Source organism: Pseudomonas sp. HLS-6 TE3448 (genome assembly GCF_053629555.1).
The window spans coordinates 1,504,676-1,531,118 of sequence record NZ_JBRJIO010000001.1 but is presented as its reverse complement, the minus strand read 5'-3'; the positions used below and the strand labels follow the sequence as shown (position 1 = coordinate 1,531,118).

22 protein-coding genes and 1 pseudogene are annotated in these 26,443 nt (G+C 60.4%); 10 read left to right on the top strand and 13 right to left on the bottom strand.

The window, feature by feature from the left end:
- Positions 1-2 precede the first annotated feature (2 nt).
- Positions 3-902: a tyrosine recombinase XerC gene (xerC, locus tag AB7M23_RS07150; RefSeq protein WP_454240499.1), complete on the top strand. Its 900-nt coding sequence runs from the start codon at positions 3-5 to the stop codon at positions 900-902.
- Positions 899-1,594: an HAD family hydrolase gene (locus AB7M23_RS07145; RefSeq protein ID WP_102053246.1), complete on the top strand. Its 696-nt coding sequence runs from the start codon at positions 899-901 to the stop codon at positions 1,592-1,594. The genes xerC and AB7M23_RS07145 overlap by 4 nt, the downstream gene beginning before the upstream one ends.
- Before the next feature lie 56 nt (positions 1,595-1,650).
- Here the strand turns inward: AB7M23_RS07145 and sutA are convergent, their stop codons facing one another.
- The 3 genes from sutA to glnK form a co-directional block, all read right to left on the bottom strand.
- Positions 1,651-1,971 carry a transcriptional regulator SutA gene (gene sutA / locus AB7M23_RS07140; protein ID WP_065758056.1) on the bottom strand — a complete coding sequence of 107 codons (321 nt, stop codon included), beginning with the start codon at positions 1,969-1,971 and terminating at the stop codon, positions 1,651-1,653.
- Between the two features lie 468 nt (positions 1,972-2,439).
- A complete protein-coding gene (locus AB7M23_RS07135; protein WP_065758057.1) occupies positions 2,440-3,771 on the bottom strand; it encodes an ammonium transporter in 1,332 nt (443 codons plus the stop codon).
- 41 nt (positions 3,772-3,812) lie between these two features.
- A complete protein-coding gene (gene glnK, locus AB7M23_RS07130; RefSeq protein WP_002555808.1) occupies positions 3,813-4,151 on the bottom strand; it encodes a P-II family nitrogen regulator in 339 nt (112 codons plus the stop codon).
- Between the two features lie 408 nt (positions 4,152-4,559).
- Between glnK and AB7M23_RS07125 the strand changes: the two genes are divergently transcribed.
- The gene (locus AB7M23_RS07125) at positions 4,560-4,835 is read left to right on the top strand and encodes an accessory factor UbiK family protein (RefSeq protein ID WP_065758058.1); all 276 of its coding nucleotides are present in this window, start codon (positions 4,560-4,562) and stop codon (positions 4,833-4,835) included.
- A 128-nt stretch (positions 4,836-4,963) separates the two neighbouring features.
- Here AB7M23_RS07125 and AB7M23_RS07120 read toward each other — a convergent pair whose 3' ends face one another.
- The 3 genes from AB7M23_RS07120 to AB7M23_RS07110 all read right to left on the bottom strand — a co-directional run bounded on the left by AB7M23_RS07120 (position 4,964) and on the right by AB7M23_RS07110 (position 7,005).
- Entirely contained in the window at positions 4,964-5,449 is a 486-nt protein-coding gene (locus tag AB7M23_RS07120; protein ID WP_065758061.1) for an ester cyclase, read from the bottom strand.
- Between the two features lie 78 nt (positions 5,450-5,527).
- Entirely contained in the window at positions 5,528-6,253 is a 726-nt protein-coding gene (locus tag AB7M23_RS07115) for a cache domain-containing protein (RefSeq protein ID WP_454240498.1), read from the bottom strand.
- Entirely contained in the window at positions 6,250-7,005 is a 756-nt protein-coding gene (locus tag AB7M23_RS07110) for a FadR/GntR family transcriptional regulator (protein ID WP_102053477.1), read from the bottom strand. The genes AB7M23_RS07115 and AB7M23_RS07110 overlap by 4 nt, the downstream gene beginning before the upstream one ends.
- A 244-nt stretch (positions 7,006-7,249) precedes the next feature.
- Here AB7M23_RS07110 and AB7M23_RS07105 point away from each other — a divergent pair, with 244 nt between their 5' ends.
- The 3 genes from AB7M23_RS07105 (at position 7,250) to AB7M23_RS07095 (ending at position 11,964) form a co-directional block, all read left to right on the top strand.
- Entirely contained in the window at positions 7,250-8,743 is a 1,494-nt protein-coding gene (locus AB7M23_RS07105; protein WP_454240497.1) for an aldehyde dehydrogenase, read from the top strand.
- A gap of 55 nt (positions 8,744-8,798) precedes the next feature.
- On the top strand, positions 8,799-10,277 hold the full coding sequence (locus tag AB7M23_RS07100; RefSeq protein WP_454240496.1) for an APC family permease: 1,479 nt from the start codon (positions 8,799-8,801) through the stop codon (positions 10,275-10,277).
- A 193-nt stretch (positions 10,278-10,470) separates the two neighbouring features.
- Entirely contained in the window at positions 10,471-11,964 is a 1,494-nt protein-coding gene (locus AB7M23_RS07095; protein ID WP_454240495.1) for a YifB family Mg chelatase-like AAA ATPase, read from the top strand.
- An 86-nt stretch (positions 11,965-12,050) separates the two neighbouring features.
- On the opposite strand, the pseudogene AB7M23_RS07090 reads toward AB7M23_RS07095, so the two are convergent.
- The 3 genes and pseudogenes from AB7M23_RS07090 to AB7M23_RS07080 form a co-directional block, all read right to left on the bottom strand.
- Positions 12,051-12,617 (bottom strand): annotated as a pseudogene (locus AB7M23_RS07090) (TSUP family transporter); the annotation flags it as partial.
- A gap of 190 nt (positions 12,618-12,807) precedes the next feature.
- Entirely contained in the window at positions 12,808-15,264 is a 2,457-nt protein-coding gene (locus AB7M23_RS07085; protein ID WP_454240494.1) for a membrane-bound PQQ-dependent dehydrogenase, glucose/quinate/shikimate family, read from the bottom strand.
- 205 nt (positions 15,265-15,469) lie between these two features.
- The gene (locus tag AB7M23_RS07080; RefSeq protein ID WP_454240493.1) at positions 15,470-16,372 is read right to left on the bottom strand and encodes a GntR family transcriptional regulator; all 903 of its coding nucleotides are present in this window, start codon (positions 16,370-16,372) and stop codon (positions 15,470-15,472) included.
- 194 nt (positions 16,373-16,566) lie between these two features.
- On the opposite strand from AB7M23_RS07080, the gene AB7M23_RS07075 reads away from it, so the two are divergent.
- Entirely contained in the window at positions 16,567-17,343 is a 777-nt protein-coding gene (locus AB7M23_RS07075; RefSeq protein WP_454240492.1) for a hydroxypyruvate isomerase family protein, read from the top strand.
- A gap of 405 nt (positions 17,344-17,748) precedes the next feature.
- Here the strand turns inward: AB7M23_RS07075 and AB7M23_RS07070 are convergent, their stop codons facing one another.
- Entirely contained in the window at positions 17,749-18,054 is a 306-nt protein-coding gene (locus AB7M23_RS07070) for a DUF6124 family protein (RefSeq protein WP_099773272.1), read from the bottom strand.
- A 464-nt stretch (positions 18,055-18,518) separates the two neighbouring features.
- Here AB7M23_RS07070 and AB7M23_RS07065 point away from each other — a divergent pair, with 464 nt between their 5' ends.
- Entirely contained in the window at positions 18,519-19,949 is a 1,431-nt protein-coding gene (locus AB7M23_RS07065) for a mechanosensitive ion channel domain-containing protein (protein WP_454240491.1), read from the top strand.
- On the opposite strand, the gene amaA is transcribed toward AB7M23_RS07065, so the two are convergent.
- Both amaA and amaB read right to left on the bottom strand, forming a co-directional pair.
- Complete coding sequence (amaA, locus tag AB7M23_RS07060) at positions 19,946-21,232, bottom strand: L-pipecolate oxidase (protein ID WP_065759789.1); 1,287 nt, start codon at positions 21,230-21,232, stop codon at positions 19,946-19,948. The genes AB7M23_RS07065 and amaA overlap by 4 nt on opposite strands.
- 107 nt (positions 21,233-21,339) lie before the next feature.
- On the bottom strand, positions 21,340-22,830 hold the full coding sequence (amaB, locus tag AB7M23_RS07055) for an L-piperidine-6-carboxylate dehydrogenase (protein ID WP_454240490.1): 1,491 nt from the start codon (positions 22,828-22,830) through the stop codon (positions 21,340-21,342).
- A gap of 130 nt (positions 22,831-22,960) precedes the next feature.
- Between amaB and AB7M23_RS07050 the strand changes: the two genes are divergently transcribed.
- Together AB7M23_RS07050 and hglS are read left to right on the top strand one after the other, a co-directional pair.
- Positions 22,961-23,845 carry a LysR substrate-binding domain-containing protein gene (locus AB7M23_RS07050; RefSeq protein WP_065759791.1) on the top strand — a complete coding sequence of 295 codons (885 nt, stop codon included), beginning with the start codon at positions 22,961-22,963 and terminating at the stop codon, positions 23,843-23,845.
- Positions 23,846-23,956: 111 nt separating this feature from the next.
- Complete coding sequence (hglS, locus tag AB7M23_RS07045) at positions 23,957-25,354, top strand: 2-oxoadipate dioxygenase/decarboxylase HglS (RefSeq protein ID WP_065759792.1); 1,398 nt, start codon at positions 23,957-23,959, stop codon at positions 25,352-25,354.
- An 80-nt stretch (positions 25,355-25,434) separates the two neighbouring features.
- Here hglS and AB7M23_RS07040 read toward each other — a convergent pair whose 3' ends face one another.
- Entirely contained in the window at positions 25,435-26,379 is a 945-nt protein-coding gene (locus AB7M23_RS07040) for a LysR substrate-binding domain-containing protein (protein WP_454240489.1), read from the bottom strand.
- Positions 26,380-26,443 lie beyond the last annotated feature (64 nt).

The window sequence follows — 26,443 nt, the reverse complement described above, 5'->3', positions numbered from 1 at the left end:
CCATGCAACGCCAGTTGGACGCGTTCTGTGCGTACCTGCGTAACGAACGTCAGGTGTCACCGCATACCCAGCTGGCCTACCGGAGCGACCTCGACAATGTCCTGGCGTACTGCGCCAAGGTCGGCATCAACAGCTGGAACGACCTGCAGATCCAACAGCTGCGCCAGTTCGTTGCCCGCCAGCATCAACACGGGCAGTCCTCGCGCAGCCTGGCCCGCATGCTCTCGGCCGTGCGTGGTTTCTATCGCTACCTCAACCGTGAAGGGTTGTGCAGCCACGACCCGGCCACCGGCCTGTCGGCCCCCAAAGGCGAACGTCGCCTGCCCAAGACCCTGGACACCGACCGCGCCCTGCAATTGCTCGACGGTGCCGTTGAAGACGACTTCATCGGCCGGCGCGATCAGGCCATTCTGGAGTTGTTCTACTCCTCCGGGCTGCGCCTGTCGGAGCTGACCAGCCTGAACATGGAGCAACTGGACCTCGCCGCAGGCCTGGTACAGGTGCATGGCAAAGGCAGCAAGACCCGCGTACTGCCGGTGGGCCGCAAAGCACGCGAGGCCCTGCAACAGTGGTTCAAATTGCGCGGCATGAGCGCGCCTGAAGATGGCGCGGTGTTTGTCACCCGCCAGGGCCGTCGCCTTGGCCGTCGGGCGATCCAACTGCGGGTACAGGCCGCCGGCGTAAGGGAACTGGGGCAAAACCTGCACCCACACATGTTGCGGCACTCTTTTGCCAGCCACCTGCTGGAGTCCTCCCAAGACCTGCGCGCCGTCCAGGAAATGCTCGGCCATGCCGACATCGCCACCACGCAGATCTACACTCACCTGGACTTCCAACACTTGGCTGCGGTTTACGACAGCGCCCATCCACGGGCCAAGCGCAGTAAGGACAGCGACACATGAGTATCGAGCTGATCACCTTCGACCTGGACGACACCCTGTGGGACACCGCCCCGGTTATTGTCAGCGCCGAAGCCGTACTGCGAGACTGGCTGGCGGCCAATGCCCCCAACCTAGGCCCTGTGCCGGTCGAGCACCTTTATGCCATTCGCGAGCGCCTGGTACACGCCGAACCGGGGCTCAAGCACCGCATCAGCGCACTACGGCGCCGGGTGCTGTTCCATGCACTGGAAGAGGTTGGCTACAGTGAGGCGCACGCCCGGGAGCTGGCCAACGAGGGCTTTGAAGTCTTCCTGCATGCCCGCCATCAAATCGACATTTTCCCGGAAGTGCAGCCGGTACTGGAATTGCTCTGCCGTCACTACAGCCTGGGCGTGGTCACCAACGGCAACGCCGATGTGCGCCGCCTGGGGCTGGCCGACTATTTCAAGTTCACCTTGTGCGCAGAAGACCTGGGCATCGGCAAACCCGACCCGCAACCCTTCCAGGAAGCCCTTCGCCGTGGCCAGGTAGAAGCCAGTGCGGCGGTACATATTGGCGATCACCCCGGCGACGACATCGCGGGCGCCCAACAAGCAGGCCTGCGGGCGATCTGGTTCAACCCTCAAGGCAAGACCTGGGAGGCCGAACAACACCCGGATGCCGAAATTCAGCGCCTGTCGCAGCTTCCTGAAATCCTGTCCCGCTGGCGCTAAAACAGCGCACACAAAAAAGCCCGCAGCGACAGCGGGCTTTTTGTTACGACAACCACTCAGATAGGGCGGCTACCGTATTTGTTGTCCGGCTTCTTGGGCGGGTCAGCGACCACATTCGGCTCAACTTCCTGCACCTTGCCACCGCGAGCCAGGAACTCTTCCATGGCCTTGGCCAAGGCATCACGCTCTTTCTGCTTGGCTTCCATGCTTGGCATCTCGTCAACCGAGACAGCCGCCTTGGATTTGCCTTTGGCGACCGGTACGGGACTGTCGTCACTGTCGTCTGCCACGTCTTCGGCAGCGGCTTCCAGGCCTTCGTCGCCTTCGTCTTCGTCGCCTACTTCGAGGTCATCATTTTCCAGATCGTCGTCGCTCATGTTCTACCTCATGACTTGCGAAAAGCACATTAGTTATGGACCCGCGGCGCAAATAGCGTAGCCGCCGGGCAAAATTCAAAGGTGATGAAGCCCCATCACCTGCAACGCTCGCCCTACCGGCAAGCGCCATGCGAGCCCGACACACACCGAGCCCGACAAAAAGTAAAGAGCCACCGGCGAAACCGAGCCGGCCTACCCTGGCGTCATGGGCATGCCCATTGACAAGCCTAGCAAAGGGTACCGAAGTGTGCGGACCACTGATAAGCACCCTTCGGCGCGCATTCTAGCGTGCTGTGGGAAAAAACAAAGTGTCTAAATATCCTTGTTGCCTGTAAGTCTTGTGCTTAAGGGCAAACGCTTCAGGGCAGTACCTGCGCAAGTATTTGAGGAAACCGTTTGCGTGTAATTTCCGGCTCAAATCGCAGGCAAAAAAATGCCCGGCGAACCGGGCAGATTTTTTCCTGGCGATTACAGTGCGTAACCACGCTCATTGTGCTGAGCCAGGTCGAGGCCGACCGACTCTTCTTCTTCGTTGACCCGCAGGCCCATGACCAGGTCCAGAACCTTGAGGATCACGTAGGTGGCGATTGCGGTGTAAATCACGGTAAAGCCTACGCCCTTGGCCTGAATCCAGACTTGCGCGGCGATGTCCTCGACGGTGCCGAAACCACCCAGGGACGGCGCAGCAAACACACCGGTCAGGAGCGCGCCGACAATACCGCCGATGCCGTGTACACCAAAGGCATCCAGCGAGTCGTCGTAGCCCAGTTTGCGTTTGAGGCTGGTAGCGCAGAAGAAGCAGATCACCGAAGCCACCAGGCCGATCACCAGCGCCCCCATCGGGCCTACGGTACCAGCGGCCGGGGTGATGGCTACCAAGCCTGCAACCACACCCGAAGCGATACCCAGAGCGCTTGGTTTACCATGCGTCAGCCACTCGGCAAGCATCCAGCCCAGCGCAGCGGCGGCGGTGGCAATCTGGGTGACCAGCATGGCCATGCCGGCGGTGCCATTGGCGGCGGCGGCAGAGCCGGCGTTGAAGCCGAACCAGCCGACCCAGAGCATGGCCGCGCCCATCAGGGTGTAACCCAGGTTGTGAGGCGCCATTGGGGTGATCGGGAAGCCTTTACGCTTGCCCAGCACCAGGCAAGCCACCAGGCCGGCGATACCGGCGTTGATATGCACCACGGTGCCGCCAGCGAAGTCCAGCACGCCCCAGTCCCACATCAGGCCGCCGCTGCCACTCCAGACCATGTGCGCAATCGGCGCATAGACCACGGTGAACCAGATGGCCATGAAGATCAGCATGGCCGAAAACTTCATGCGCTCGGCAAAGGCACCGACAATCAGTGCCGGCGTAATGATCGCGAAGGTCATCTGGAAGGTGATGAACACGGCTTCCGGAAACAACGCCGTCGCGGAGGTGAGGCTCGATGGCGTCACACCGGCGAGGAACGCCTTGGACATGCCGCCGACGAAAGAATTGAAGTTGACTACGCCCTGTTCCATACCGGTGGTATCGAACGCCATGCTGTAGCCATAAACGACCCAGAGAATACTGATCAGGCCAGTGATCGCGAAACACTGCATCATCACCGACAGGACGTTCTTGGACCGCACCATGCCGCCGTAAAACAGCGCCAGGCCGGGGATGGTCATGAACAGCACCAAGGCTGTAGAGGTCAACATCCAGGCGGTATCGCCGGAGTTGAGCACAGGTGCTGCGTCCTCTGCCAGGGCCAGGCCAGGCATTACGAGGGACAAAAGGGCTCCTAGCCCTGCGAACTGACGCAGAGTCATGATGTTATCTCCTGGGGCGTTGGGTTTGGGGCGGCTTTTTGTTAGATCGCGTCGGTATCGGTTTCGCCGGTACGAATACGGATAGCCTGTTCCAGATTCACCACAAAGATCTTGCCGTCACCGATCTTGCCGGTATTGGCCGCCTTGGTGATGGCTTCGATGACCCGGTCCAGATCCTTGTCGTCAATGGCGACATCAATCTTCACTTTGGGCAGGAAATCGACCACATACTCCGCACCGCGATACAGCTCGGTGTGGCCTTTCTGCCGACCGAAACCTTTGACTTCGGTAACGGTAATGCCCTGCACGCCGATTTCAGACAACGACTCGCGCACGTCGTCCAATTTGAACGGCTTGATGATGGCAGTGACTAGCTTCATGAAACTTTCTCCCGAATTGGTGGACTTGCCCCAGGAAAACAAACCCGACTCAAGTCTAAGCGCAGCGCTTGGCTTTGTAACGCGTCGTCGACCACTCATCCTCAAGCCGACGCCACAAACCACGTCTTACGAAACACGTCCTTCGCTCCATTTGCGCACTGCATCGTCACAGCGACAGCATCGGTGCATGGGTCACAGTGGTCTAAGCAGAAACCTTGCCATGTCCGACAAATTCACCAATTACAACGACTTACGGCAACCCGATCAGTTTGGCCATTCGCCAGCAAGGTTCGGACGCACAACTACGGTGCGCGGCATTGCGCCGCGATGCGCAAAAAGTGTGCAATGCGAGCCCGGTTTCCTTGCGTGATACACTGCCGGCCTTGTGGAATTTTCTGGATACTGCCCATGCTCGCGCCCAAAGCCTTTCTCGATGCCCTGAGCGACCAGGCCTCGCGCCTTTTCAGCAGCGACACCTCACAGCCTCGCAGTGAACTGGAAAGCCAGTTCAAGGCGCTGCTGCAAAGCGGTTTCAGCAAGCTTGAACTGGTCAGCCGCGAAGAGTTCGACAGCCAGATGGTGGTATTGGCCCGTACCCGCGCCCGCCTGGAGGCGCTGGAAGCCAAAGTGCTGGAACTGGAAGCGCGGATGACCCCGCCGGTTGAAACCGCCACCGAGCAGTAATCACCCACGCGCAGCGGCTGACACCGAGCCTGCTCCGTGGGAACAAGGCTTGCCTTGCGATAGCATCTAAGCGCTGCGAAGTTGAGTACGCAGCGCGTAGATGCTGGCAAGCCCCGCTCGCGGCCCGCTTACCAGCCCAACTGTTTGTTGAACGACAACGCATCGTAGTAATCATGCTGCGTCGCGATCTTGCCATCCTTCAGGCGGATGAAACTGACCCCTTTGAAACTCAACGGCTTGTTGGTTGCAGGGGTTTCAGGTGCCCAGGCACCGGTGTTATGGCCATCGAACTGCCATTCAAAGGCAATGTTGTCGCCTTCAATGATCGGCTCGCCAACCATTTGCCACTTCAAATCCGGCACGGCATCGATAAACAGCTTGATGACTTTATCCCTGGCCGTTTCCCGGCCGACTTGAGGGATCCCTACGGACGCATCCAGAAACTCCCCGTTTTCAGCAAAGTACTGCGCCGCCGCATTGGGGTCATGCTTGTTCCAGGCACTCATGTAAGCATCGATGATGCTCCGGGTGCTCTGTTTTTCCGCTGCAATCGACAACTGGGCGAACAAGAGCATGCAAAGGAGGCTAACGAGACGTATCGACAGTCGACGCATGGTATTTCCTCTTCGATTGTTGCTGTTGTGGTAGAAACGGAAACAGGTGTCAGTGGTGCGTTAAGGGTAGGCCACGGCCTATCGCGGCGTTGGCAGTTCAACCAATGACCACTCGATCGATAACGGTTCAAGCTTTCGCACGTTGGCGGCTGCAGGGCGGCTGGCAATGTTCCCCACGAACCAGTTGGCCGAATTGGCGGCAACGATTCGGCCTTCAGCATTGATGATGAACGCCTCGTTCTTCATCCGCAGCAGGCACCGGGTGAGCAGCTGATCGAATTCGTGCAGGGCGATATCCGCTGCGGCAACGCCGACAAAATGCCCCTTGGCAACAATCGGAACGGAGAAGGCCAGTATGTAAAGCTCTGTACCGTACAGGTCAACGAACGGCCCCTCGATCGACGCTTCACCCGTCAGTTTAGGACGCGTAAACCAAGGCATGCCCTGGTAGTTGTAGAAGCTCTCGCTTTGACGATTGAAGTTCAGCATCATCGGGGCGACTTTGCCGCTGGAGGGGCGGTAGAACCACTCAAGAAACAATTCTTGGTCCGCAAGCTCACCCGGCTCCAGCACCACCCCCGTCCCGTGGATATAGCTGTCGTTTGCCAACAGCCGCGCTTCAATGGTCGCCTGAAGAAAAGCGAGGTCTTTGGAGGTCGGCTTCCGCCCTTCGGCATCCAGCGCCTCCCAGACCGTTACCACCTCCCCGGCCAAGCTGTTCAATTGCTCGAACAGGGTGCAGAAGATCGCTTCCAATCGCTGGGCACACTGATGAAGCTCTTCGTTTTGTTCGACTGTGATCATGGTGATGTAGCCTCTTGCAGCTCAAGCAGTGCGTAGCGCAAATCCATCAGGCGTTTTATGCCCTCTTTGACATGAGCCTCTGTCAGCGCACTGGCCAGATTAGACTCACCGGCCATCACGGCCTGCAGGATCGCCCGGTGCTCCGCAATGACCGTACTCTTGTGAGCGTCCGCCATAGAAATCCATAGCAACTCGCCCATTTGGGACTGAAGGCGCATTTCTGCGTGCGTCAATCGCACCGACTGCGCAGCAACCGCAACCTCGATATGAAATCGTGCATCCGCCCGGCGAAGCTCGCTTCGGGTCGTGGCCTCTTGGAGCGCCGTCACGAAATGCTCCAGCCTTTGATGCTGGGCACTGGTAGATCGGCTGGCCGCCAAGCCTGCGGCAGTAGCCGAAATAGCGATCTGCTCGTCGCACAGGTCGCGAAGCTCCAGCGAACTCATCGCACTGAGCCTGGCCTTGAGGAAGTCATCGGAAACCTCCACAGGGGCACAGACGAAACTGCCGCCGTTTCTGCCGCGCTTGGTTGCAACAACACCCCGCTGACGCAAAATCGCCAACGCGTCGCGCAATGTCACGGTCGCCACGCCGAAGCGCGTCGCCAGTTCACTCTCACTGGGCAACTGCTCACCCTCGCCAATCAGCCCCAGCTCAATGACCTCGATCAGTCGGCGAGCTACTTCCTCGGGCTTGCCCTCCTGGCTGACTTGCAACAGGGACAGGCGGTTCACTTTGTTCAGTTGAGTCATCTACTCGCCGCTAAAAATATGAAACCAGTTTTCTTTTAGCCATATCGGCTTAAAAACTCAACAGGAATGCACAAGCCAAACAAAAATCAGTCACTCAAATGTCGTTTTTAGGCAAAAACGACAGGTCAATTGGCAGGCTCAAATTCATAAGATATGGTTTTAAATGTTTACTAGGCAGCCCGGCTCCGCGACTCACCGATAGCGCTGAGGGGCCATTGGCATCGACACAGAGGAATGGCAGATCATGACGAATCCAACGCTAAGCACATGGGAAACCCGGGCACGAGAACTGAAGATAGAAGGGCGGGCCTTTGTCGGTGGGGAATACACCCACGCGATCGAAGGCGGAACGTTTGACTGCCTGAGCCCGGTCGACGGTCGACTGCTGACCAAAGTCGCCAGTTGCACGGCCGCCGACGCCGACCATGCTGTCAGCGTTGCTCGCGCCACGTTCAATTCTGGCGTCTGGTCGCGCATGGCGCCAGCGGACAGGAAGCAGATCATGGTGCGCTTCGCCGACCTGCTGATGGCCAACGCCGACGAGTTGGCGCTGTTGGAAACCCTGGACATGGGCAAGCCGATCAGCGACTCACTGGCGGTCGATGTGCCGCAAGCAGCGCAAGCGCTGAGCTGGAGCGGCGAAGCGATCGACAAGATCTACGACGAAGTGGCGGCAACCCCCCATGATCAATTGGGCCTGGTAACACGCGAACCGGTCGGTGTCGTGGTCGCCATCGTGCCGTGGAACTTCCCGTTGATGATGGCCTGCTGGAAACTGGGCCCGGCCTTGGCCACCGGCAACTCGGTAATCCTCAAACCCTCGGAAAAATCACCGCTGACCGCCATTCGCATTGCCCAGCTGGCGATTGAAGCCGGCATTCCGGCGGGCGTGCTGAACGTATTGCCAGGCTTCGGCCACACCGTCGGCAAGGCGCTCGCCCTGCACATGGATGTCGACACACTGGTGTTCACCGGCTCAACCAAAATCGCCAAGCAACTGATGATCTATGCTGGCGAATCCAACATGAAACGCGTCTGGCTCGAAGCCGGCGGCAAAAGCCCGAACATCGTCTTCGCCGATACCCCGGACCTGCAAGCCGCTGCCGAGTCTGCTGCCGCAGCCATCGCCTTCAACCAGGGCGAAGTGTGCACCGCCGGCTCGCGCCTGTTGGTAGAACGTTCGATCAAGGACACCTTCCTGCCACGGGTGATCGAGGCCCTCCAGTACTGGAAGCCAGGCAACCCACTGGACCCGGCGACCACCGTTGGCGCGCTGGTCGACACCCAGCAGATGAACACCGTGCTGTCCTACATCGAGTCGGGCCATACCGAGGGCGCCAAACTGGTAGCCGGCGGCAAGCGCATCCTGCAGGAAACCGGTGGCACCTACGTTGAACCGACCATCTTCGACGGCGTCAGCAACGCCATGAAGATCGCTCAGGAAGAGATCTTTGGCCCAGTGCTGTCGGTGATCGCCTTCGACAACGTCGACGATGCCATCCGGATCGCCAATGACACCCCGTACGGCCTGGCCGCAGCCATCTGGACCGCCGATATCTCCAAGGCCCACCTGACCGCCAAAGCCTTGCGCGCCGGTAGCGTCTGGATCAACCAATACGACGGCGGTGACATGACCGCGCCCTTCGGTGGTTTCAAACAGTCGGGCAATGGCCGTGACAAGTCACTGCATGCCTTCGACAAGTACACCGAACTGAAGGCCACCTGGATCAAGTTGTAAGGCAGCAAGACAACAGCAAAAACAGCCGGCAGGACACACTTTTCAGGACAACAACATGAACAGCTCTGAATTTTCCATGGCTGATAGCGATGCCGCCCAGTTAAGGGCGCTTGGCTACACGTCCAACTTTGAAAGAAGCATGAGCCTCTGGGAAAACTTTGCCCTGGGCTTCACCTACCTCTCTCCGGTGGTCGGCGTCTATACGCTGTTCGGCCTGTGTTTGGCGGCGGGCGGGCCGCCAATGTTCTGGTCGTACTTACTGGTCGGTCTCGGGCAAATGCTGGTGTGCCTGATCTTCTGCGAGGTCGTTTCGCAATTCCCGATCTCCGGTGGCGTTTATCCGTGGGCGCGTCGCCTGGTGGGCAAGCGCTGGGCCTGGATGGTGGGCTGGATCTATTCCGTCTCATTGTGCGTGACCATTGCTGCCGTATCGCTGGGCGCAGGGCCCTACATTGCCGCCATGCTGGGCTTCGAGCCCAGCCCGGTGACCAACACCCTGATCGCGCTGGCGCTCACCGCAATGGCCACCGTACTGAACCTGAGCGGGACCAGCCTCTTGGCAAAAGTGGCCATGTTCGGCTTTATCTGCGAACTGCTGGGCGCCATTGTCATCGGTGGCTACCTGCTGATCTTCGAACGCCACCAGCCGTTCTCGGTGCTGTTCAATACCTTCGACATCAGCATCGACGGCAGCTACTGGCCCGCATTCCTGACCGCATCGCTGGCAGGCATGTTCCTCTACTACGGCTTTGAAGCGTGCGGCGACGTCGCGGAAGAAACCCCCAACCCGAGCAAACGCATTCCCAAGGCCATGCGCATGACCATCTACATTGGTGGTGGTGCCGCGATTTTTGCGGCACTGGCACTGATTTTGGCGGTCCCGGACATCGCCAAGGTGCTCTCGGGCGATGACAAAGACCCGATGTCCACCATCATGGCCAATGCGTTCGGGCCAACCGGATGGCGCGTCGTGACTGCGGTCATTACCATTTCCTTCGTGTCGTGCGTACTGAGCTTGCAGGCTGCCGCCAGCCGGTTGCTCTACTCCTTTGCACGGGACGAAATGGTCATGGGCAGCAATGTACTCAAGCGTCTTTCGCCGACGACACGCGTGCCAACGGCTGCACTGATCACCTGCGGTGTGATCCCGGCACTCATCGTCTGCGCAGGCTTCTTCCTGGAGAACGCCATCGCGATCATCGTCAGCTTCGCAGCCATTGGCATTTACCTGTCCTTCCAGATGATCGTGGGCGGGGCGCTGTTCGCTCGAATCCGCGGCTGGAAACCAGCAGGTCAATTCACCCTTGGCGGTTGGGGCTGGATCGTGAACATCCTGGCGCTGGTCTACGGCTTGCTGGCGGTCGCCAACATGTCCTGGCCGCGTACCCCGGATGCGCCTTGGTACAGCAACTACGGCATCTTGCTGACCGCCGCCGTCGTGATCGTCTTCGGCTTGCTCTACATGGCCCTGTTCAAGCCATACGACAAAGGCACGGCGCCGTTTGCCGATGCGTGGGAGCTACACAAGAAATAGCGCCTTGGTACGCTTAAAAAACGAAGGCCTTGCAGCAATGCACGGCCTTCTTTGTTTTTCGGGGCCAGTATCAGACGTGACCCGCTACCTGCCTCGCAATCTCCAGCATCACTCTCCCTCCAGCATCCCTGCCCTGCCCCACTATCCTTGCCTTAGCCGCAGGACGCGGCCCCGTACTGATCATGGAGCGAACATGTCTCTTGCTATCGTTCACAGCCGCGCCCAGGTTGGCGTGCTGGCCCCGGCCGTTACCGTCGAGGCGCACCTGGCCAACGGCCTGCCCACGCTCACCCTGGTTGGGCTACCCGAAGCCACGGTCAAGGAAAGCAAAGACCGGGTACGCAGTGCGATACTCAACTCCAGCCTGGAGTTTCCCGCCCGACGAATCACGCTCAACCTCGCCCCTGCCGACCTGCCCAAGGATGGCGGACGCTTCGACCTGGCCATCGCACTGGGCATTCTCGCTGCCAACGGGCAGATCCCCATCATGGCGCTGCATGACGTGGAGTGCCTTGGCGAACTGGCGCTGTCCGGGGCGATTCGCCCGGTGCAGGGTGTGTTGCCAGCAGCGCTGGCCGCACGCGATGCCGGACGGGCGCTGGTGGTGCCGAAGGAAAATGCCGAAGAAGCCTGCATGGCCTCCGGGCTCACCGTATTCGCCGTCGAACACCTGCTGGAACTGGTCGGGCATTTCAACGCTCAGGAGCCGCTCTCGCCTTACCGCGCCAACGGCCTGATCCTGCAAAGCCGGCCCTACCCCGACCTGAGTGAAGTGCAAGGCCAGATTGCCGCCAAACGCGCATTGCTGGTGGCCGCAGCCGGGGCGCATAACCTGTTGTTCAGCGGCCCGCCCGGCACTGGCAAGACGCTCCTCGCCAGCCGCTTACCCGGCCTGTTGCCACCACTGGACGAGCGGGAAGCGCTGGAGGTAGCGGCGATCCAGTCGGTGGCCAGCCCGGTACCGCTGAACAGCTGGCCGCAGCGCCCGTTTCGCCACCCACATCACTCGGCCTCGGGGGCGGCACTGGTGGGCGGTGGCAGCCGACCGCAACCCGGTGAAATCACCCTGGCCCATCATGGCGTGCTGTTTCTCGACGAACTGCCGGAGTTCGAGCGGCGCGTACTTGAGGTGCTGCGCGAACCCCTGGAATCGGGCGAAATCGTGATCGCCCGGGCTCGTGACAAAATCCGTTTCCCGGCGCGCTTCCAACTGGTGGCGGCGATGAACCCCTGCCCCTGCGGCTACCTGGGCGACCCGAACGGGCGCTGCCGCTGCAGCAGCGAGCAGGTCCAGCGTTACCGCAACAAACTCTCCGGCCCGCTGCTGGATCGTATCGACCTGCACCTGACCGTTGCCCGCGAAGCCACGGCGCTGGCCCCAACCACCCACAGTGACGACAACAGCGCCAACGCTGCCGCCCAGGTCGCCGCCGCCCGCGCACTGCAGCAACAACGCCAAGGCTGCGCCAATGCCTTCCTCGACCTGCCCGGCCTGCGCATGCATTGCCCGTTATCCACAACCGACGAACGCTGGCTGGAAAGCGCCTGCGAACGCCTGACCTTGTCATTACGCTCGGCCCACCGCTTGCTCAAAGTGGCGCGCACCCTCGCGGACCTGGAGCAGGCCGAACAGATCAGCCGCACACACCTGGCCGAAGCCCTGCAGTATCGTCCGGCAACGCAGTAAGGCGAGCGGGCTTGCCCAAAGACGGCGGACCTGACCATCACGCTAGACATTCTCGCTGCCAACGGGCAGATACCCATCATGGCGCTACTGAAGGCAAAGCCGGAAATGAAAAAGGCTGCTACTTTCAGGCCGTGCAATACACTCATCTGCATGGCGTGGGTGACGATGACCTGATCCTTGTTGATGTTCATCTTCATCAGGATCGGCTGGGAAATAAGCCCGGTGACGGCAACAAACAGCGATAGAAAAGTTTGCAGAAAGCCAACGATGGCAAAGTTTTTCAAGACAAAGCCGAGCGAGGCGACCAGCTTGGTCCAGGTAATTGCCAGAATGAAGATGCCGAGAATCAACGACAGGTACTTCTCCGGGAAGTGCCCGATGAAGAAGTAACCGATGGCGGCCCCTGAAAGGCAGCCGATGACATAACGCGGGAGAATCTCGATTTTCGCGTGCTTGTAATCGAAGGCGAAGCGGCTGCCGTTACTGACCATCTGAATCAGGCCATGTACCGGCACTACGGCAGAAATGGGTAGGAACTGCGGCATGACTGCCAACAGGCCAATCCCACCGCCTACGCCGATAGCGGAAGTCATCAACGAAGTTAGAAAGCTGACGCCCACCAAAACATACAGGCCAGCGGATAGTTCAAACATTGTCACTCCTGTCTGATTGACATGAATTCAAGCGGGTACTTCGGTACCGCAGTTGCTCGTTGCTGTTTGTGGCGCGCATGCGACCACCCGACGGCGCACGGAGCGCCATCGGCTGTCGATGATTGGTTGAAAGCGGGTATGGCGGCGCCTGGCCTTCAGTGCTGAGCAGCGCCTTTATGCAGCGGGCGCGCTATTTTTCCGGCAGCGCCCAGGCAATGATGCTGTCACCCAGCTTGGTCGGAATCCGGTCATGCCCGCCGACAACGGCAACCACGTACTGGCGCCCTTCGCTCATGTAGGTCAGAGGCGAAGCCTGGTTGCCGGCTGGTAGGCGCTCCTCCCACAGCAATTCACCACTTTCGCTGTTATAGGCGCGCATGAAACGGTCGATGGCAGCGCCAATGAAGGTCACGCCTCCGGCTGTAGCCACGCCGGTGGCGTCGCTCGGTGTGCCGATTTCGAAGCGCAGTTTCGAGGCGATGCCCAAGGGCCCGCTGTCATAGCCGGTGCCGAACGGGCGGCTCCAGCGCACTTCACGGGTGCGCAGGTCGATAGCGGAGATGAACCCCCAGGGTGGCGCGATGCACGGCTGTTCGAGCGCCGACATCCATGGGTCCTTGATTGCCCCGAACGGCAGACCGGCCTGGACGCGGAACCCCTGGTTATTGCCCGGCGACTCCTGGAATGACTTGGCATTGATCGCATCGAGCTGCTCACGCGGAACCAGCCCCTGCATGTAAGGCAGCCGCTGGTTGTTGATGATCAGCAGGCCTCGCTGCAGGTCCACCATCACCCCGCCCCAGTTCAGGCCGCCGTGATGGCCGGGGAAAATCAGGCTTTGCTGGCCGACCACCGGTGGCGTAAAGATCCCTTCGTAACGCGATTGGCGAAACTCGATGCGGCATTGCAACTGATCGAACGGCGTCAGGCCCCAGGCATTGGCCTCGTTCAGCACTTCCGGGGTTTTCGATGGGCGGCCCATGGTGCTCGGCATGCCCGGTGACAGCGGCTGCGTCGCCGCGGTGTAGTCTCCAGGGGCCGTGCCTTGCGGGACGGCAGCCTGCACGACATCGACCAGCGGTTCGCCGGTGGCGCGATCCAGAACGAACAACTGGCCTGATTTGGTGGCTTGAATGACTGCCGGGCGTGGGCCGCTGGCTGTGGGGAAATCGATCAACGCCGGTTGTGGGCTCAGGTCGTAGTCCCAGAGGTCGTGATGGACGGTCTGGAAATGCCATTTGACCTTGCCGGTGAGCGCATCCAGGGCCACCAGCGAAGAGCTGAACTTGTCTTCCTGTTCGGTACGGGTACCGCCATAGAAGTCGCCCGCTGCATTGCCGGTGGTGATGTAGACCAGCCCCAGCTCGTCGTCGGCGGAAATCGGCGCCCATGAGTTGGGCGTGCTGAGCGTATAGGTTTCATCGGCGTCGGCAGGGGCAGTGCTGTCGGGGCGACCGAGATCCCAGGCCCACTTCTGTTTGCCGCTGACTGCGTCGTAGGCGCGAACCACGCCTGATGGCGCCGGGCGCACATCCGAGTCAAGCACCCGGCCACCGGTAATGACCACCCCGCGGATTACCAGCGGTGCAGAAGTGATGCCGGTGGAGCCTTTGCGGAAGGTACCCAGGCCGTCCTTGAGGTCGGCAAAGCCTGCCGTGCCAAAGTCTGGGCAGGCCTGCCCGGTGAGCGCATCAACTGCACCCAGGCGGATGTCGTTGGTGCCCCAGATGATGCGTTTGGCGCATAGACCGCTGGCATTCGGTACTTCGTAGTACGAGACACCACGGCAATAGGCACCGCCGTTGGCGAAGTAGTCCAGGTCGACTTTCGAGTCGTAGCGCCAGTTCTCTTTACCGGTAGTGGCGTTCAACGAAATTATGATTTGCTTGGGCGTGCAGGTATACAGCGAGTCGCCAACCTTGATTGGCGTGGCCTCGTTCAGATACTTGGTTTTTTCGCCGGGCTGTTTCACATCGCCATGATGGTATTCCCAGGCCTTGACCAGGCCGGAAACGTTGCTTGGGGTAATCTGCGCCGCAGCGGAATAGTGGTTGCCGAGGTTGGAGCCGGCATAGGCGGTCCAGTTGGTCTTGTCGTGGGACGCGGCGACGTTGGCGTCTGGTGATGTCACCGTGCTGCGGCTGAAGGGTTGCAGTGTATGCGCGGTGATAGCAGGCGAGTCGGCTAGGTGAACGGTGTTCGGGAAGAACAGCGGTGTCAGGATGGTGGCCGCCATCAGCAGCGGCAGCACGCCCATGATGCTGAAATACAGTGCCTTGTTGACTTTGGCAAAGTCGCGCCGGACCAGGGGCCAGAAGGCCAGAAAGATCACACTGAGCAGTGCCAGCCAGGCCAGGCGTGGGATATAGGCCCAGCCGTTGTAGCCGGACTCCCAGATCGCCCAGCCGTAGGTGGCCAGGGATGCTGCGCCGTAGAGATAGATGCCGAGCGACTTCTTCAGGCCCATGAGTGCGGCTGCCAGCAGCAATGCGGTACCCATCATTGCGTAGTAAGGCGAGCCGCCGGCACTGACCAGTGCACCTCCCTGATAGGCCAGCGTCAGGCCAAGCAGGGCCAGCAGAATCGTGTACACCCCGAACAGTAGGCTCGAGCCCCCCGTCCCTTTAGCCAACGGTCCTTGTTCCATTGCAATCATCCCTGTGTGATTTGGTGCCACAGTGCGTCCGAGCGGCGCGCATAATTGCTTACTATTGCAATGAAATACAATAAGTGGCACTAAATTTACTTCAAGCGCTGAATTTCAGAGTTTTTTTGTATCTTGTGTGAAAAGGAGGCAATTGCTAAGCTGCCTTTCCTGCGCGCAGGTGATGAAAGGAAGGTGGGGGAAGGGGTTACGCCTGCTGGCTTTCCTGCAAGGCATCCTGACCGGTCTTGAGCCGGCCGACTTCACCCAGATGTTTCCAGAGAAATTGAGCGGCTTCTTCGCGCCGACCGGACTCGATCAAGTCGAGCAGGTGCAGGTGCTCCAGGCATTGCGTCATCAGCCGACTGCGGTCGACGTTGGCTTTGTAACTCATGAAGCGTCTGAGCTGGTTTTGCCGGCGTATGGCATCGATGAAGAAGAGGTTGCCCGAGCATTGCACGATCATTTCGTGAAACTGGGCGCCAATTTCGAACAGTTGGGCACGTGACAGCGTGTGAATTTCGCCGTCGAGCATGGCCTGCTGTTGCTCCCTGGCCTTGGCAAATGCGGCCTGGTTGACCTTGTAGCCCGGCTCGCGCAGTGCGGCCGGCTCAATGGCCATGCGGAAGCGGTAGCTCTGGATGTGGGTCTGGGCGTTGTGTACGAATTCGTTGAGGCTCCAGCCTTGCCCGGGCTTGCGCTCGACCATGGCTTCGCTTGCCAGCCGGTTGAGGACCTTGAGCAGTTGCCCGCGGGGCACGGAGTAGCGTCGCAGTAGTTGGGCTTCAAAGAATTCGGCGGGGATTTCCCCACTGAGGATGTCGTCCACCACGCGCAGATAGAAGTCTTCGAACGGGTCGCAGGCGGGCGGTACGGTGGTTTCCTGGATCTGCCCGGCGTCCTGTTTCAGAAAATAGCCGCGATTGGGCTCCTGCACCGCGATGTTCCACTCGGCGAGCAGGGCAAATACCCTGCGAATGGGGGAGCGGGAGACATCGAAGGCTTGGGCGAAGGTCTGCTCGCGCAATGGCTCGCCGGCCTTCATCGACCGGGCGCGGATCATCTCGATGACGCGAGGGGCCAACTGCAGGGCGAGGTCTTTCTTGATCACAGGCTGTATTCCGAATGGTTGACTTCAGTCGATCCAGCAGATTTGGGTCGGACTGAGGGCAGGAAAATACCACACACGGAGGATGTGAGTATCGGTACACAGCGAGCTGGCGCAGTTGTCACCAGCGCAGTGCCGGAGCCGCGACTCAGGCTTTGGATCGACGAATGTTTTCTTCCCGGGATGGATCTATACGCATGCTCAAATTCAATGCTCACCTCGGCTTCCAGTTCAACGAACTGCCTTTTCTGCAGCGTATCGACGCCGCCGCTGCCGCCGGATTTCGCGCGGTGGAATTCCCGTCGCCCTATGAATTCGATGCGAGTTTGTTGGCTGATCAACTGGCGCAATATTCGTTGCCATTGGTCCAGTTTGCCGCACCGGCTGGCGTTTCCAAGGGCATTGCTGCGGTGGGGGGCAAGGAGCCCGAGTTCCGTGACGGGTTGCGCCAGGCAGTCAGCTATGCCCGCACACTGGCGTGTGCGGATGTGCACCTGATGTCCGGGATAACTCACGAGGATGGCGCCGACAAGGTGTATGCGAGCAACCTGGACTATGCCGTGAAGTATTTCGAGGACCAGGGGCTGCGGCCATTGATCGAGGTGATATGCACGCGGGAAATGCCGGGGTATTACCTGTCCGACTTCAGCAAGGCGCAGCAGGTGCTGGAGGTGCTGGAGGTGCTGGAGGTGCTGGAGGTGCATGCGAGTGTCGGGCTGATCCTTGATCTTTACCATGCACAGTTGCTGACCGGAAATGCTGCCGATGTGCTGGAGCAGTTCTTTGAACGGACGGTGCATGTGCAGGTGGCCGACTGTCCAGGTCGGCATCAGCCGGGGACGGGGCAGATGGATGTTGCAGGGTTGTTTGCGGCGCTGGAGCAGCGTGGATATGCGGGGTGGGTTGGGTGTGAGTATCGGCCCACGGGTACTACTGCGGATAGCCTTGGTTGGCTTCGTCAGTACGTTTCGTAAAAGCACCGCGATCCCCTGTGGGAGCGGGACAGCGGGGACACCGGCTACAGCCCGCACTTCGCCGAAATCGGCAACCATTTCGGCCCCACTGAGTCGCCACAGACCACCTAGACCACATTCGGGCCATCTGTAGGCTGCCGACGATCCGCAGTTCGCGACAAAGTCGAAGCACCGTCATCTCTCAGAAGCCATGACCTGGAGCATCGATTCTCTTCTCACAGCTATACCAACCCTCATCGTGCTGGTCTTGCTGTCGGATTCCGATGTACGTGTGCGTAAAACGGGACTTAAAGAATACCCTGCCGCAATTTCAAAACCTGCAGCACCTGACACCTCACGGATACCCTCGCAGGCAAGCCTGCTCACCCCATAGATCGTGGAGAGCCAGCCTTGCCAACCACCGCACTACACCCCTACCGAGCCAGCCCCCTCCAACACCGCATTCACCAGCGCCCGCGCCATTTCTGCGTGTTGGGCAATGCTCAACACCAACGCCTTATCGTTCAAACTCAAGTGGTCAGCGGCGTCGCTGGCGGTGGCCTCGACAAAGCTGAGCAGCACACTGGCATGCATCAATGCGTCTTCGCTGCAGATGCCTTCACGCACTGAAAACATTTGCTTGATGTTCACGTCCATCGCCCCGAAAGGCTTGGCGACGGTGACGGTGTTGGCGAGGTCAAATGCAGGAGGATCAGGAACAGGCTTCTTCATGGGAAAACTCCTATGCAGAGGGAGCGGCCACGTTCGCTGCGAAACGAAATGGGTGGCAGCTGTACGCGGGTTCGCAGACCGGGCATAGGAACCGGCGCACCCGAAGGTGCCCCACGTACAGCCGCCATAACACGGTGATAGAAGCACCGAGAAAGGGAAGCTCTGGTTTATGCGCCGGACTGCGACATCCGGTCGTTGAATTGACAACGACACTGCGCAGGGTAGGCAGCGGAAAAGGCAGGCGCAACAGAGCAACGGCCCGCAGAGTATGATTCAGAAACGTCTGACAGAAAACAGAGACGGATAAGTACAGAACCTTTTAGCAAGCTTGCCAGCGTACAGCCACCACGCACCACCGCCCACTTCACTGATACCCTCGCAAGCAAGATGGCTTCCCCCAGATCGCTCTGGATTTCCCCGGATTCTGCTCTTTACTTTCAGCAGCTCACCGAGCCGAGACACGCATGTTTGAACTTATCCACAACTGGCCCTTGCTGATCGGCACGACCCTGCTGCTGATCGACCTGCTGCTTTGGCGCGCGATTCCGGCGGAGCGGCGCAATGCGCGTACGGCGGCACGCTTGCTGGCGTTTCTGTTGTTCAGCTGGGTGTTGATCAGTGCAGGGATGAGCCCACTGCAACCGGCCCCTTGGGTTGAGGATGCACCGCGCAATTTACTGGCAACCGTGCTGGAGATCATCTGGTGGCTGTTCGCCGCGCGTACGTTGACGGTGGTGCTCGGGTTGATGTTGATTGCTCGCAGCGGGCATACCGGCCGGCTGTTGCAGGATGTGCTGGGGGCGGTCATTTTCCTGATCGCGATCGTTGCGGCGGCTGCCTACGTCATGCAGTTGCCGGTCAAGGGCCTGCTGGCCACCTCGGGCGCCATGGCGATCATCGTCGGCCTGGCCTTGCAGAGCACCCTGAGCGATGTGTTCTCCGGCATAGTGTTGAACACCACGCGGCCCTATCAAATCGATGACTGGATCTCCATCGACGGCACCGAAGGCAAAGTGCTGGATATCGACTGGCGCGCAACCCGTTTGCTCACGGCCAACGGCAGTATGGCGGTGATTCCAAACTCGGTGGCGGCCAAGGCCAAGCTGTTGAACTTCAGCCGCCCGAACGATGTTCATGGGGTATCGATCAGTGTCGTGGTGCCCTCGCAGATTCGCCCGCGACGCGTCCTCGATGCCTTGGAAAAGGCCCTGCAGGGCACCAGCGCCCTGCTCGCCATGCCCAAAGCCAAGGCCACGGTGAAGAGCGTCAGCCTGGAGTCGGTGGAGTACGAGGCCAGTGGTTTCGTCGCGGCCATGGACAAGAAAGCCGACGTGCGCAATCACCTGTTCGACCTCGCCCACCGCCACCTGGAAGCCGCCGGGGTCAACTGGAACCCGGACGCCGTGCCCAAGCCCTGGAGCCGTCAGCGCAGCTTGCTGGAAGATGTGCGCATTTTTCGCTCGCTGAGTGATGACGAAAAGGACAGCCTGAGCCAACGCATGATGCCGGTTGAGTACCTGGCCGATCAGGTGATTCTGGGGCTCAATGAGGCCTCTGATTACCTGCTGGTGATCGGTACGGGGGTGGTCTCGGCGTCAATTCGCGACGGGGAGCGCAGTGTCGAAGCCGGACGGATGGGGCCGGGGGAAATTCTCGGTGCCGAGGGCCTGCTGGACGGTAACGACTCCAATGCGGAGTTCCGCAGCCTGACCAACTGCCTGCTCTACCGAATCGAGAAAACCGCCGTACGCAGTTGCCTGGAGCAACGCGAAGAGGTGAAAAGCGCGCTGAGCAAGTTGCAGCGCCATCGTCAGCAAGCCAGCCAGTCGCTGTTGTTACAGCGACCGGCTGCGGTCAAGAAAGGCGGCTTCCTGAGCTGGCTAAAGCCGCACTAAAGCACGACTCGCAGGCACTGGCCGGCGTGGTACAGCGAGAACCCGGTCTCGTAGAAGCCGGTACGCAGCGAAGCCCCCGTCACCGGTTTCATCGGCGAGAATGGAATCGGCAGTTCGTCCGGGTTGTCCTTGAGCAGGTACTCGGCGAACGCCTTGCCAATCACTGTGCCGGTGGTGTTGCCACGCCCGTTGTAGCCGGTTACCGCCACAATGCCCGGTGCCGGCTCGAACAGCCGCATCAGGTGATCGGGGGTGAAGTCGATGCAACCGGTCCAGTGCATTTCCCATTCAACCTTGCCCAGTTGCGGGAAGTAATGGCTCTGGATGCGGTCGGCCCAGCTGCGGATGAACCAGGTCGGTTTGTTGTCGACCCGCCCCAGGCTGCCCAGTAGCAGACGGCCCTGATCGTCACGACGAATGCTGCTGAGCACGGTGCGGGTATCCCAGGACCCCTGACCATGCTTGAGCACGTTGTCCGCTGCGGCACCGGTCAGCGGCACCGAGGCCACCTGATAGTAGTAACCACGGAAGAAGTTGCGCTGCAGGTCGGTCCAGTCACCTTCGGTGTAGGCACCGGTGGAGATGATGACCTTGTCGGCGCAGACCGAACCCTTGGCGGTCTTGACCCGCCAGGCGCTGCCTTCGCGCTCCAGCCCCTGAACCGCGGACTGCTGATGAATCTGCCCGCCCAGGCGCGCCACGGCAGCAGCCAGGCCACGGGTGTAACCCATCGGGTTGATGGTGCCGGCGCGGCGGTCGAGCAGCGCGGCGGAAATCTTGTCGGTACCGCAGTATTCCTGGCAACGAGCCCCGGTGAGCAGCTCGACATCGGCACCACGGCGGCTCCATTGGGCATGCCGGGCTTCGAGGTCGGCCACACCGTTGGCATTGTGTGCCATGTGCAGCGTGCCTTCGTTGCGGGCCTGGCAATCGATGCCCAGACGTTTGATGGTGGCAAACACCTCGGCCGGTGCTTCGCCGAGTACCTTGTTCAGGCGGCTGCCTTGTTGCAGGCCAAGGGTCGCTTCAACGTCATCCGGACGAATCCAGGTGCCTGCGTTGACCAGGCCAACGTTGCGTCCCGAGCCGCCGTGGCCGATCTTCCAGGCCTCCAGCAGCACCACGCGCTTGCCTTGCTCGAGCAAATGGATCGCAGCGGACAAACCTGTAATACCGCCGCCGATGATGCACACATCGGCCTTGATGTCCGCGCTCAACTCGGCAGACGGGGCCGCCGCCGGTGTAACGAACTCCCATAGACACTCTTGACGCAGGTCGGTCATGGTCGGCTCCGCTTTATTGATCTTTTTAGTCGGTGGAAACCCCATCGCCGGCAAGGCCTGCACCCATTAGAGGCTGGCGTTACCGGCGATGGAAGCCTGAGTGGCTATCAGTCGAACACAATACCCTGCGCCAGCGGAAGCTCACGCGAGTAGTTCACGGTGTTGGTCTGACGACGCATGTAGGCCTTCCAGGAATCGGAACCCGACTCACGGCCACCGCCCGTTTCCTTTTCGCCACCGAAAGCGCCACCGATCTCTGCACCGCTGGTGCCGATGTTGACGTTGGCGATGCCGCAGTCACTGCCGGCTGCACTCTGGAAGCGCTCGGCTTCACGCAGGTCGGTGGTGAAGATGCACGAGGACAGGCCTTGTGGCACTTCGTTGTTCAGGCGCAGGGCTTCTTCGAACTCGTCGTAGGCCAGCACATACAGAATCGGCGCGAACGTTTCGTGACGCACGACTTCACTCTGGGCCGGCATTTCGACAATGGCCGGGGCCACGTAGTAGGCGTTCGGGTAGTCCTGCTGCAGTTGGCGCTCGCCGCCAAATACCGTGCCGCCTTCGTCACGGGCACGGGCCAGGGCGTCCTGCATGGCCTGGAAGGATTGCTTGTCGATCAGCGGGCCGACCAGGTTGTCTTTGCGTGGGTCACCGATACGTACCTTGCCGTAGGCGGCTTTGACGCGTGCGACCACCTCGTCCTTGATCGAGCGGTGCACGATCAGGCGGCGCAGGGTGGTGCAACGCTGGCCGGCAGTACCAACGGCGCTGAACAGGATGCCGCGCACAGCCAGGTCCAGGTCGGCGCTTGGCGCCAGGATCATGGCGTTGTTGCCGCCCAGCTCGAGGATGCTGCGACCGAAACGCGCGGCCACACGCGGGCCAACTTCGCGGCCCATGCGGGTGCTGCCGGTAGCGCTGACCAAGGGTACGCGTGGGTCATCGACCAGTACCTGGCCCGCTTCACGGTCACCGACGATCAACTGGCTGAGGCCTTCCGGTGCAGCGCCGAAGGCTTTCAGGGCTTTCTCGAACAGGGCCTGGCAAGCCAGGGCCGTCAGCGGCGTCTTCTCCGACGGTTTCCAGACCACGGCGTTACCGCAGACCAGGGCCAGCGCAGTGTTCCACGCCCAGACTGCAACCGGGAAGTTGAACGCGCTGATCACGCCGACCACACCCAGCGGGTGCCAGGTTTCACGCATGTGGTGGCCTGGGCGTTCGGATGCGATGGTCAAACCGTACAGCTGACGCGACAGGCCAACAGCGAAGTCGCAGATGTCGATCATTTCCTGTACTTCACCCAGACCTTCCTGGGTGATCTTGCCCGCTTCGACAGACACCAGTTCGCCGAGCTGCGCCTTGTGCTCACGCAGCACTTCGCCGAACAGACGAATCAACTCGCCACGGCGTGGCGCTGGGACATTGCGCCAGGCCTGGAAGGCTTTTTCAGCCTGGTCGATCTTGCCCACGACCTGGGCTTTGCTCTCCAGGTGGACCGAGGCAATGACGCTGCCATCGATGGGGGTGTGAATGGGATGGTTGCCGTTGGTGTAGGCGCTGGCCGGTACACCCAGGCGATCAAGCAGTCCATCAACCATTTTTGTTCTCCTGCATACGATGAGTAGTTGATTTCAATGACGGAGGTCAGTATTAATCCGATTACTCTGGCACAACAAACGACCTTTACTCAGCACATCATTCCGCCAGGTAATGATTAACGAGAACACCATGTCCAAACGCCTCGTGCCCTCGATGGCCGCCCTGCAATGCTTCGAAGCTGCCGCCCGTCATTTGAGCTTTACCCGCGCGGCCGAAGAGCTGCACCTGACCCAAAGCGCCGTCAGCAAACAGGTGGCGCAGTTGGAGGACATGCTGCGCCATCACCTGTTCCTGCGTATACGGCGACGTCTGCAATTGACGCCGGCCGGCGCGCTGTACCTGGCCGAAGTGAACAAGATCCTCACCCAGGTCGACATGTCGAGCCGCTACATCCTCTCCTATGGCGAACAGACCGAGGTGCTCAAGGTCGCCACCCAGCCAAGTTTCGGCGTGCGCTGGCTGATCCCGAACCTGAAGGGCTTCGGCAAACGCCACCCGAACATTCATCTGGATATCCGCAACGAGATGGAGCCCTTTGCCCTGCTTCAGGGTAACGCCGATGTGGTGTTTTTCTTTGGCCAGGGCACATGGCCCGGGGCAACCTGCATCGAACTGTTCGGCGAAGAGATGGTGCCGGTCTGCTCGCCAGAGCTGTTGCAAGGGCGCACCCTGAACGATGCCAGTGAAGTGGCCGACCTGGTGCTGCTGCAAGCCACCTCGCGCCCCGAAGCCTGGCACGAGTGGTTCCTTGAGCAGGACCTGCATTCGGCGAACAGCTATCACGGGCCGCGCTTCGATACGTTCTACATGTGCCTGAGTGCCGCCCAGGCTGGTTGTGGCGTGGCGTTGGTGCCACGCTATCTGGTGGCTCAGGAGCTGGCCGAGGGCAAGCTGGTCGTCCCTTGGCAGCACGCGATGAAAAGCAACGGCGCGTATTTCCTGGCGTTCTCCGAACATGCTGCAGAAGTGCCCAAGGTACGCAGCCTGGTGGAGTGGATTCGCGAACACGTGTGAGCGCCAACGCTTCCTGAATTTCAGGAATGATGGCTCGACTTTTTTTCGCTTGTGTCGGAACAGCATTCCTCGCTTTCATGTAAGCCTGCACTTTTCACCAGGAAGCTTTCGATGACCGCTCAAGATTTCGTCAGCCCGGATAGTATTCGCGCACAGTTCTCGGCCGCCATGTCGCAGATGTACAAACAGGAGGTGCCGCTGTACGGCACACTGCTGGAGTTGGTGAGCGAGACCAATCACCAGGTGATGCAACAGCATCCCGACATCGCCGAAGCCCTGCGCTGGACCGGCGAAATCGAACGCCTCGACCAGGAGCGCCACGGCGCAATCCGCGTGGGCACGGCTGAAGAGCTGGCCACCATTGGTCGCCTGTTCGCAGTCATGGGCATGCAGCCGGTGGGCTACTACGACCTCAGCCCTGCCGGTGTGCCAGTGCATTCCACAGCCTTTCGGGCCGTCCACGAACAGTCGCTGCATATCAGCCCGTTCCGCGTCTTTACCTCGCTACTGCGCCTGGAACTGATCGACAACCCGCAGTTGCGCGAACTGGCCCGTGGCATCCTCGCCAAACGGCAGATTTTCACCCCGCGAGCGCTGAGCCTGATCGAGCAGTTCGAGCGTGATGGTGGCCTGAACGACGTCGATGCCCGTGAGTTCGTCGAGCAGGCGCTGCATACCTTCCGCTGGCACAACACCGCCACGGTCACCGCCGAGCAGTACCGTCAGTTGCATGATCAACACCGTTTGATCGCTGATGTGGTGGCCTTCAAAGGCCCGCACATCAACCACCTGACGCCGCGCACACTGGACATCGACGCCATTCAGGTCGGCATGCCGGCCAAGGGCATTCCACCCAAGGCAGTCATCGAAGGCCCACCACGCCGGCGTTGCCCGATCCTGCTGCGCCAGACCAGCTTCAAGGCACTTCAGGAGCAGGTTGCCTTCAGTGACCAGGACGCCACGGCAGGTGGCAGCCATACCGCCCGCTTCGGTGAAATTGAACAACGCGGCGCCGCACTGACGCCCAAAGGGCGCGCACTGTATGACCGCCTGCTCGATGCCACACGCGAAAGCCTGGGTGGTGTCCCCGCAGAAGCGAACGCTGAGCGCTACATGAGCCTGTTGGCAGAACAGTTCCAGGCCTTCCCGGACGATCTGGGGCAAATGCGTCAACAAGGCCTGGCCTACTTCCGCTACTTCCCGACTGAAAAGGGCATGGCCGCACGTGATGCCGCGCAACGACCGACCTCGCTGGACGCGTTGATCGACGCTGGGCACATTCACTTTGAAGCGCTGGTCTACGAGGACTTCCTGCCGGTCAGTGCCGCAGGCATCTTCCAGTCCAACCTGGGTGATGACAGCCATAGCCAGTACGGCAGCAACGCCAACCGCGAGGCGTTCGAGCAGGCACTGGGCAAGTCGGTCCAGGATGAATTGGCGCTGTACGCGCAGAGTGAGCGTCGCTCGCTGCAAGCCTGCGCCGAGGCGTTGAACCTGGCCTCGTTGTAAACCGCTGAGCGGCTTTGCCTACCCCCACGAAGATCGCCTACGTGCACCCTTCGTGGGGGCAGGCTTACCAGCGATGCGGGTCAGCCTGGATGCGTCGCCTCAAGCGCATTCAGTACCTGCACATCCGGCAGGTTCATGACCTGGGCTTCATGTTGCAGAAAGTCGCTGAGCCGTCGCAGCCGCTCGCCACCGGGACGGGTCTTCGGCCATACCAGGTAGTAATCCAGACCACTGGCCACCGCCGTCGGCCAGGGCAGGCTCAAACGCCCCTGGGCCACATCCTCGGCCACCATCAGCAGGTCGCCCATCGATACGCCATAACCACGCGCCGCAGCGATCATGCCCAACTCCAGCGTGTCGAACACCTGACCACCCTTGAGCGAGATCTGCTCGGTGAGGTGCATGCAGGCCAGCCAACTGCGCCAGTCGCGTTTGTCCGGGGTCGGGTGCAACAGCTCGACCGAGGCCAGCCGTTCAGCGTCCCAAGGGCCGTCATTGAGCAGCCCTGGCGAACCGACCGGTACCAGCAACTCAGAGAACAGACGGTTGACCTCCCAGTCCGGGGGAAAATGACCATCACTCAACAGCACCGCACAATCGAACGGCTCCTGATTGAAATCCACATGATCGACATCCATCCAGGCGCTGGTCAGTTGCACCTCGTTACCGGGCTGTAAATGGCGGAAGCGGCTCAGGCGGGCCAGTAGCCAACGCATGGTGAGGGTTGAGGGGGCTTTCATGCGCAGGATGTCGTCTTCACTGCGTAGCGTGTTGCAAGCCCGCTCCAGTGCAGCGAAACCCTCGCGCACGCCGGGCAACAACAAGCGGGCGGCTTCACTCAGCTGCAACGTTCGGCCATTGCGTAAAAACAGTCGACAAGCGAAGTGATCCTCTAGCGTACGAATGTGCCGGCTGACGGCACTCTGGGTAATCGAGAGCTCCTGTGCCGCCCGGGTGAACGAGCTGTGCCGGGCGGCTGCCTCGAATGCCCGTAGTGCATACAGCGGCGGTAAACGACGTGACATGACCCTGCTCCCGACAACACCCCGATACGTGATGAGCGATCTTACTCGCATGAGTTTTAATCAT

Excerpts from the sequence above, each read along its gene's own strand:
- AB7M23_RS07135 (WP_065758057.1), bottom strand. The coding sequence starts at position 3,771 with ATGACTCTGCGTCAGTTCGCAGGGCTAGGAGCCCTTTTGTCCCTCGTA.
- AB7M23_RS07145 (WP_102053246.1), top strand. The coding sequence starts at position 899 with ATGAGTATCGAGCTGATCACCTTCGACCTGGACGACACCCTGTGGGAC.
- AB7M23_RS07085 (WP_454240494.1), bottom strand. The coding sequence starts at position 15,264 with ATGGAACAAGGACCGTTGGCTAAAGGGACGGGGGGCTCGAGCCTACTG.
- AB7M23_RS07115 (WP_454240498.1), bottom strand. The coding sequence starts at position 6,253 with ATGATCACAGTCGAACAAAACGAAGAGCTTCATCAGTGTGCCCAGCGA.
- hglS (WP_065759792.1), top strand. The coding sequence starts at position 23,957 with ATGACCGCTCAAGATTTCGTCAGCCCGGATAGTATTCGCGCACAGTTC.
- AB7M23_RS07095 (WP_454240495.1), top strand. The coding sequence starts at position 10,471 with ATGTCTCTTGCTATCGTTCACAGCCGCGCCCAGGTTGGCGTGCTGGCC.
- sutA (WP_065758056.1), bottom strand. The coding sequence starts at position 1,971 with ATGAGCGACGACGATCTGGAAAATGATGACCTCGAAGTAGGCGACGAA.
- AB7M23_RS07070 (WP_099773272.1), bottom strand. The coding sequence starts at position 18,054 with ATGAAGAAGCCTGTTCCTGATCCTCCTGCATTTGACCTCGCCAACACC.
- amaB (WP_454240490.1), bottom strand. The coding sequence starts at position 22,830 with ATGGTTGATGGACTGCTTGATCGCCTGGGTGTACCGGCCAGCGCCTAC.
- AB7M23_RS07040 (WP_454240489.1), bottom strand. The coding sequence starts at position 26,379 with ATGTCACGTCGTTTACCGCCGCTGTATGCACTACGGGCATTCGAGGCA.
- AB7M23_RS07110 (WP_102053477.1), bottom strand. The coding sequence starts at position 7,005 with ATGACTCAACTGAACAAAGTGAACCGCCTGTCCCTGTTGCAAGTCAGC.
- AB7M23_RS07050 (WP_065759791.1), top strand. The coding sequence starts at position 22,961 with ATGTCCAAACGCCTCGTGCCCTCGATGGCCGCCCTGCAATGCTTCGAA.
- AB7M23_RS07105 (WP_454240497.1), top strand. The coding sequence starts at position 7,250 with ATGACGAATCCAACGCTAAGCACATGGGAAACCCGGGCACGAGAACTG.
- glnK (WP_002555808.1), bottom strand. The coding sequence starts at position 4,151 with ATGAAGCTAGTCACTGCCATCATCAAGCCGTTCAAATTGGACGACGTG.
- AB7M23_RS07100 (WP_454240496.1), top strand. The coding sequence starts at position 8,799 with ATGAACAGCTCTGAATTTTCCATGGCTGATAGCGATGCCGCCCAGTTA.
- amaA (WP_065759789.1), bottom strand. The coding sequence starts at position 21,232 with ATGACCGACCTGCGTCAAGAGTGTCTATGGGAGTTCGTTACACCGGCG.
- xerC (WP_454240499.1), top strand. The coding sequence starts at position 3 with ATGCAACGCCAGTTGGACGCGTTCTGTGCGTACCTGCGTAACGAACGT.
- AB7M23_RS07075 (WP_454240492.1), top strand. The coding sequence starts at position 16,567 with ATGCTCAAATTCAATGCTCACCTCGGCTTCCAGTTCAACGAACTGCCT.
- AB7M23_RS07065 (WP_454240491.1), top strand. The coding sequence starts at position 18,519 with ATGTTTGAACTTATCCACAACTGGCCCTTGCTGATCGGCACGACCCTG.
- AB7M23_RS07120 (WP_065758061.1), bottom strand. The coding sequence starts at position 5,449 with ATGCGTCGACTGTCGATACGTCTCGTTAGCCTCCTTTGCATGCTCTTG.
- AB7M23_RS07125 (WP_065758058.1), top strand. The coding sequence starts at position 4,560 with ATGCTCGCGCCCAAAGCCTTTCTCGATGCCCTGAGCGACCAGGCCTCG.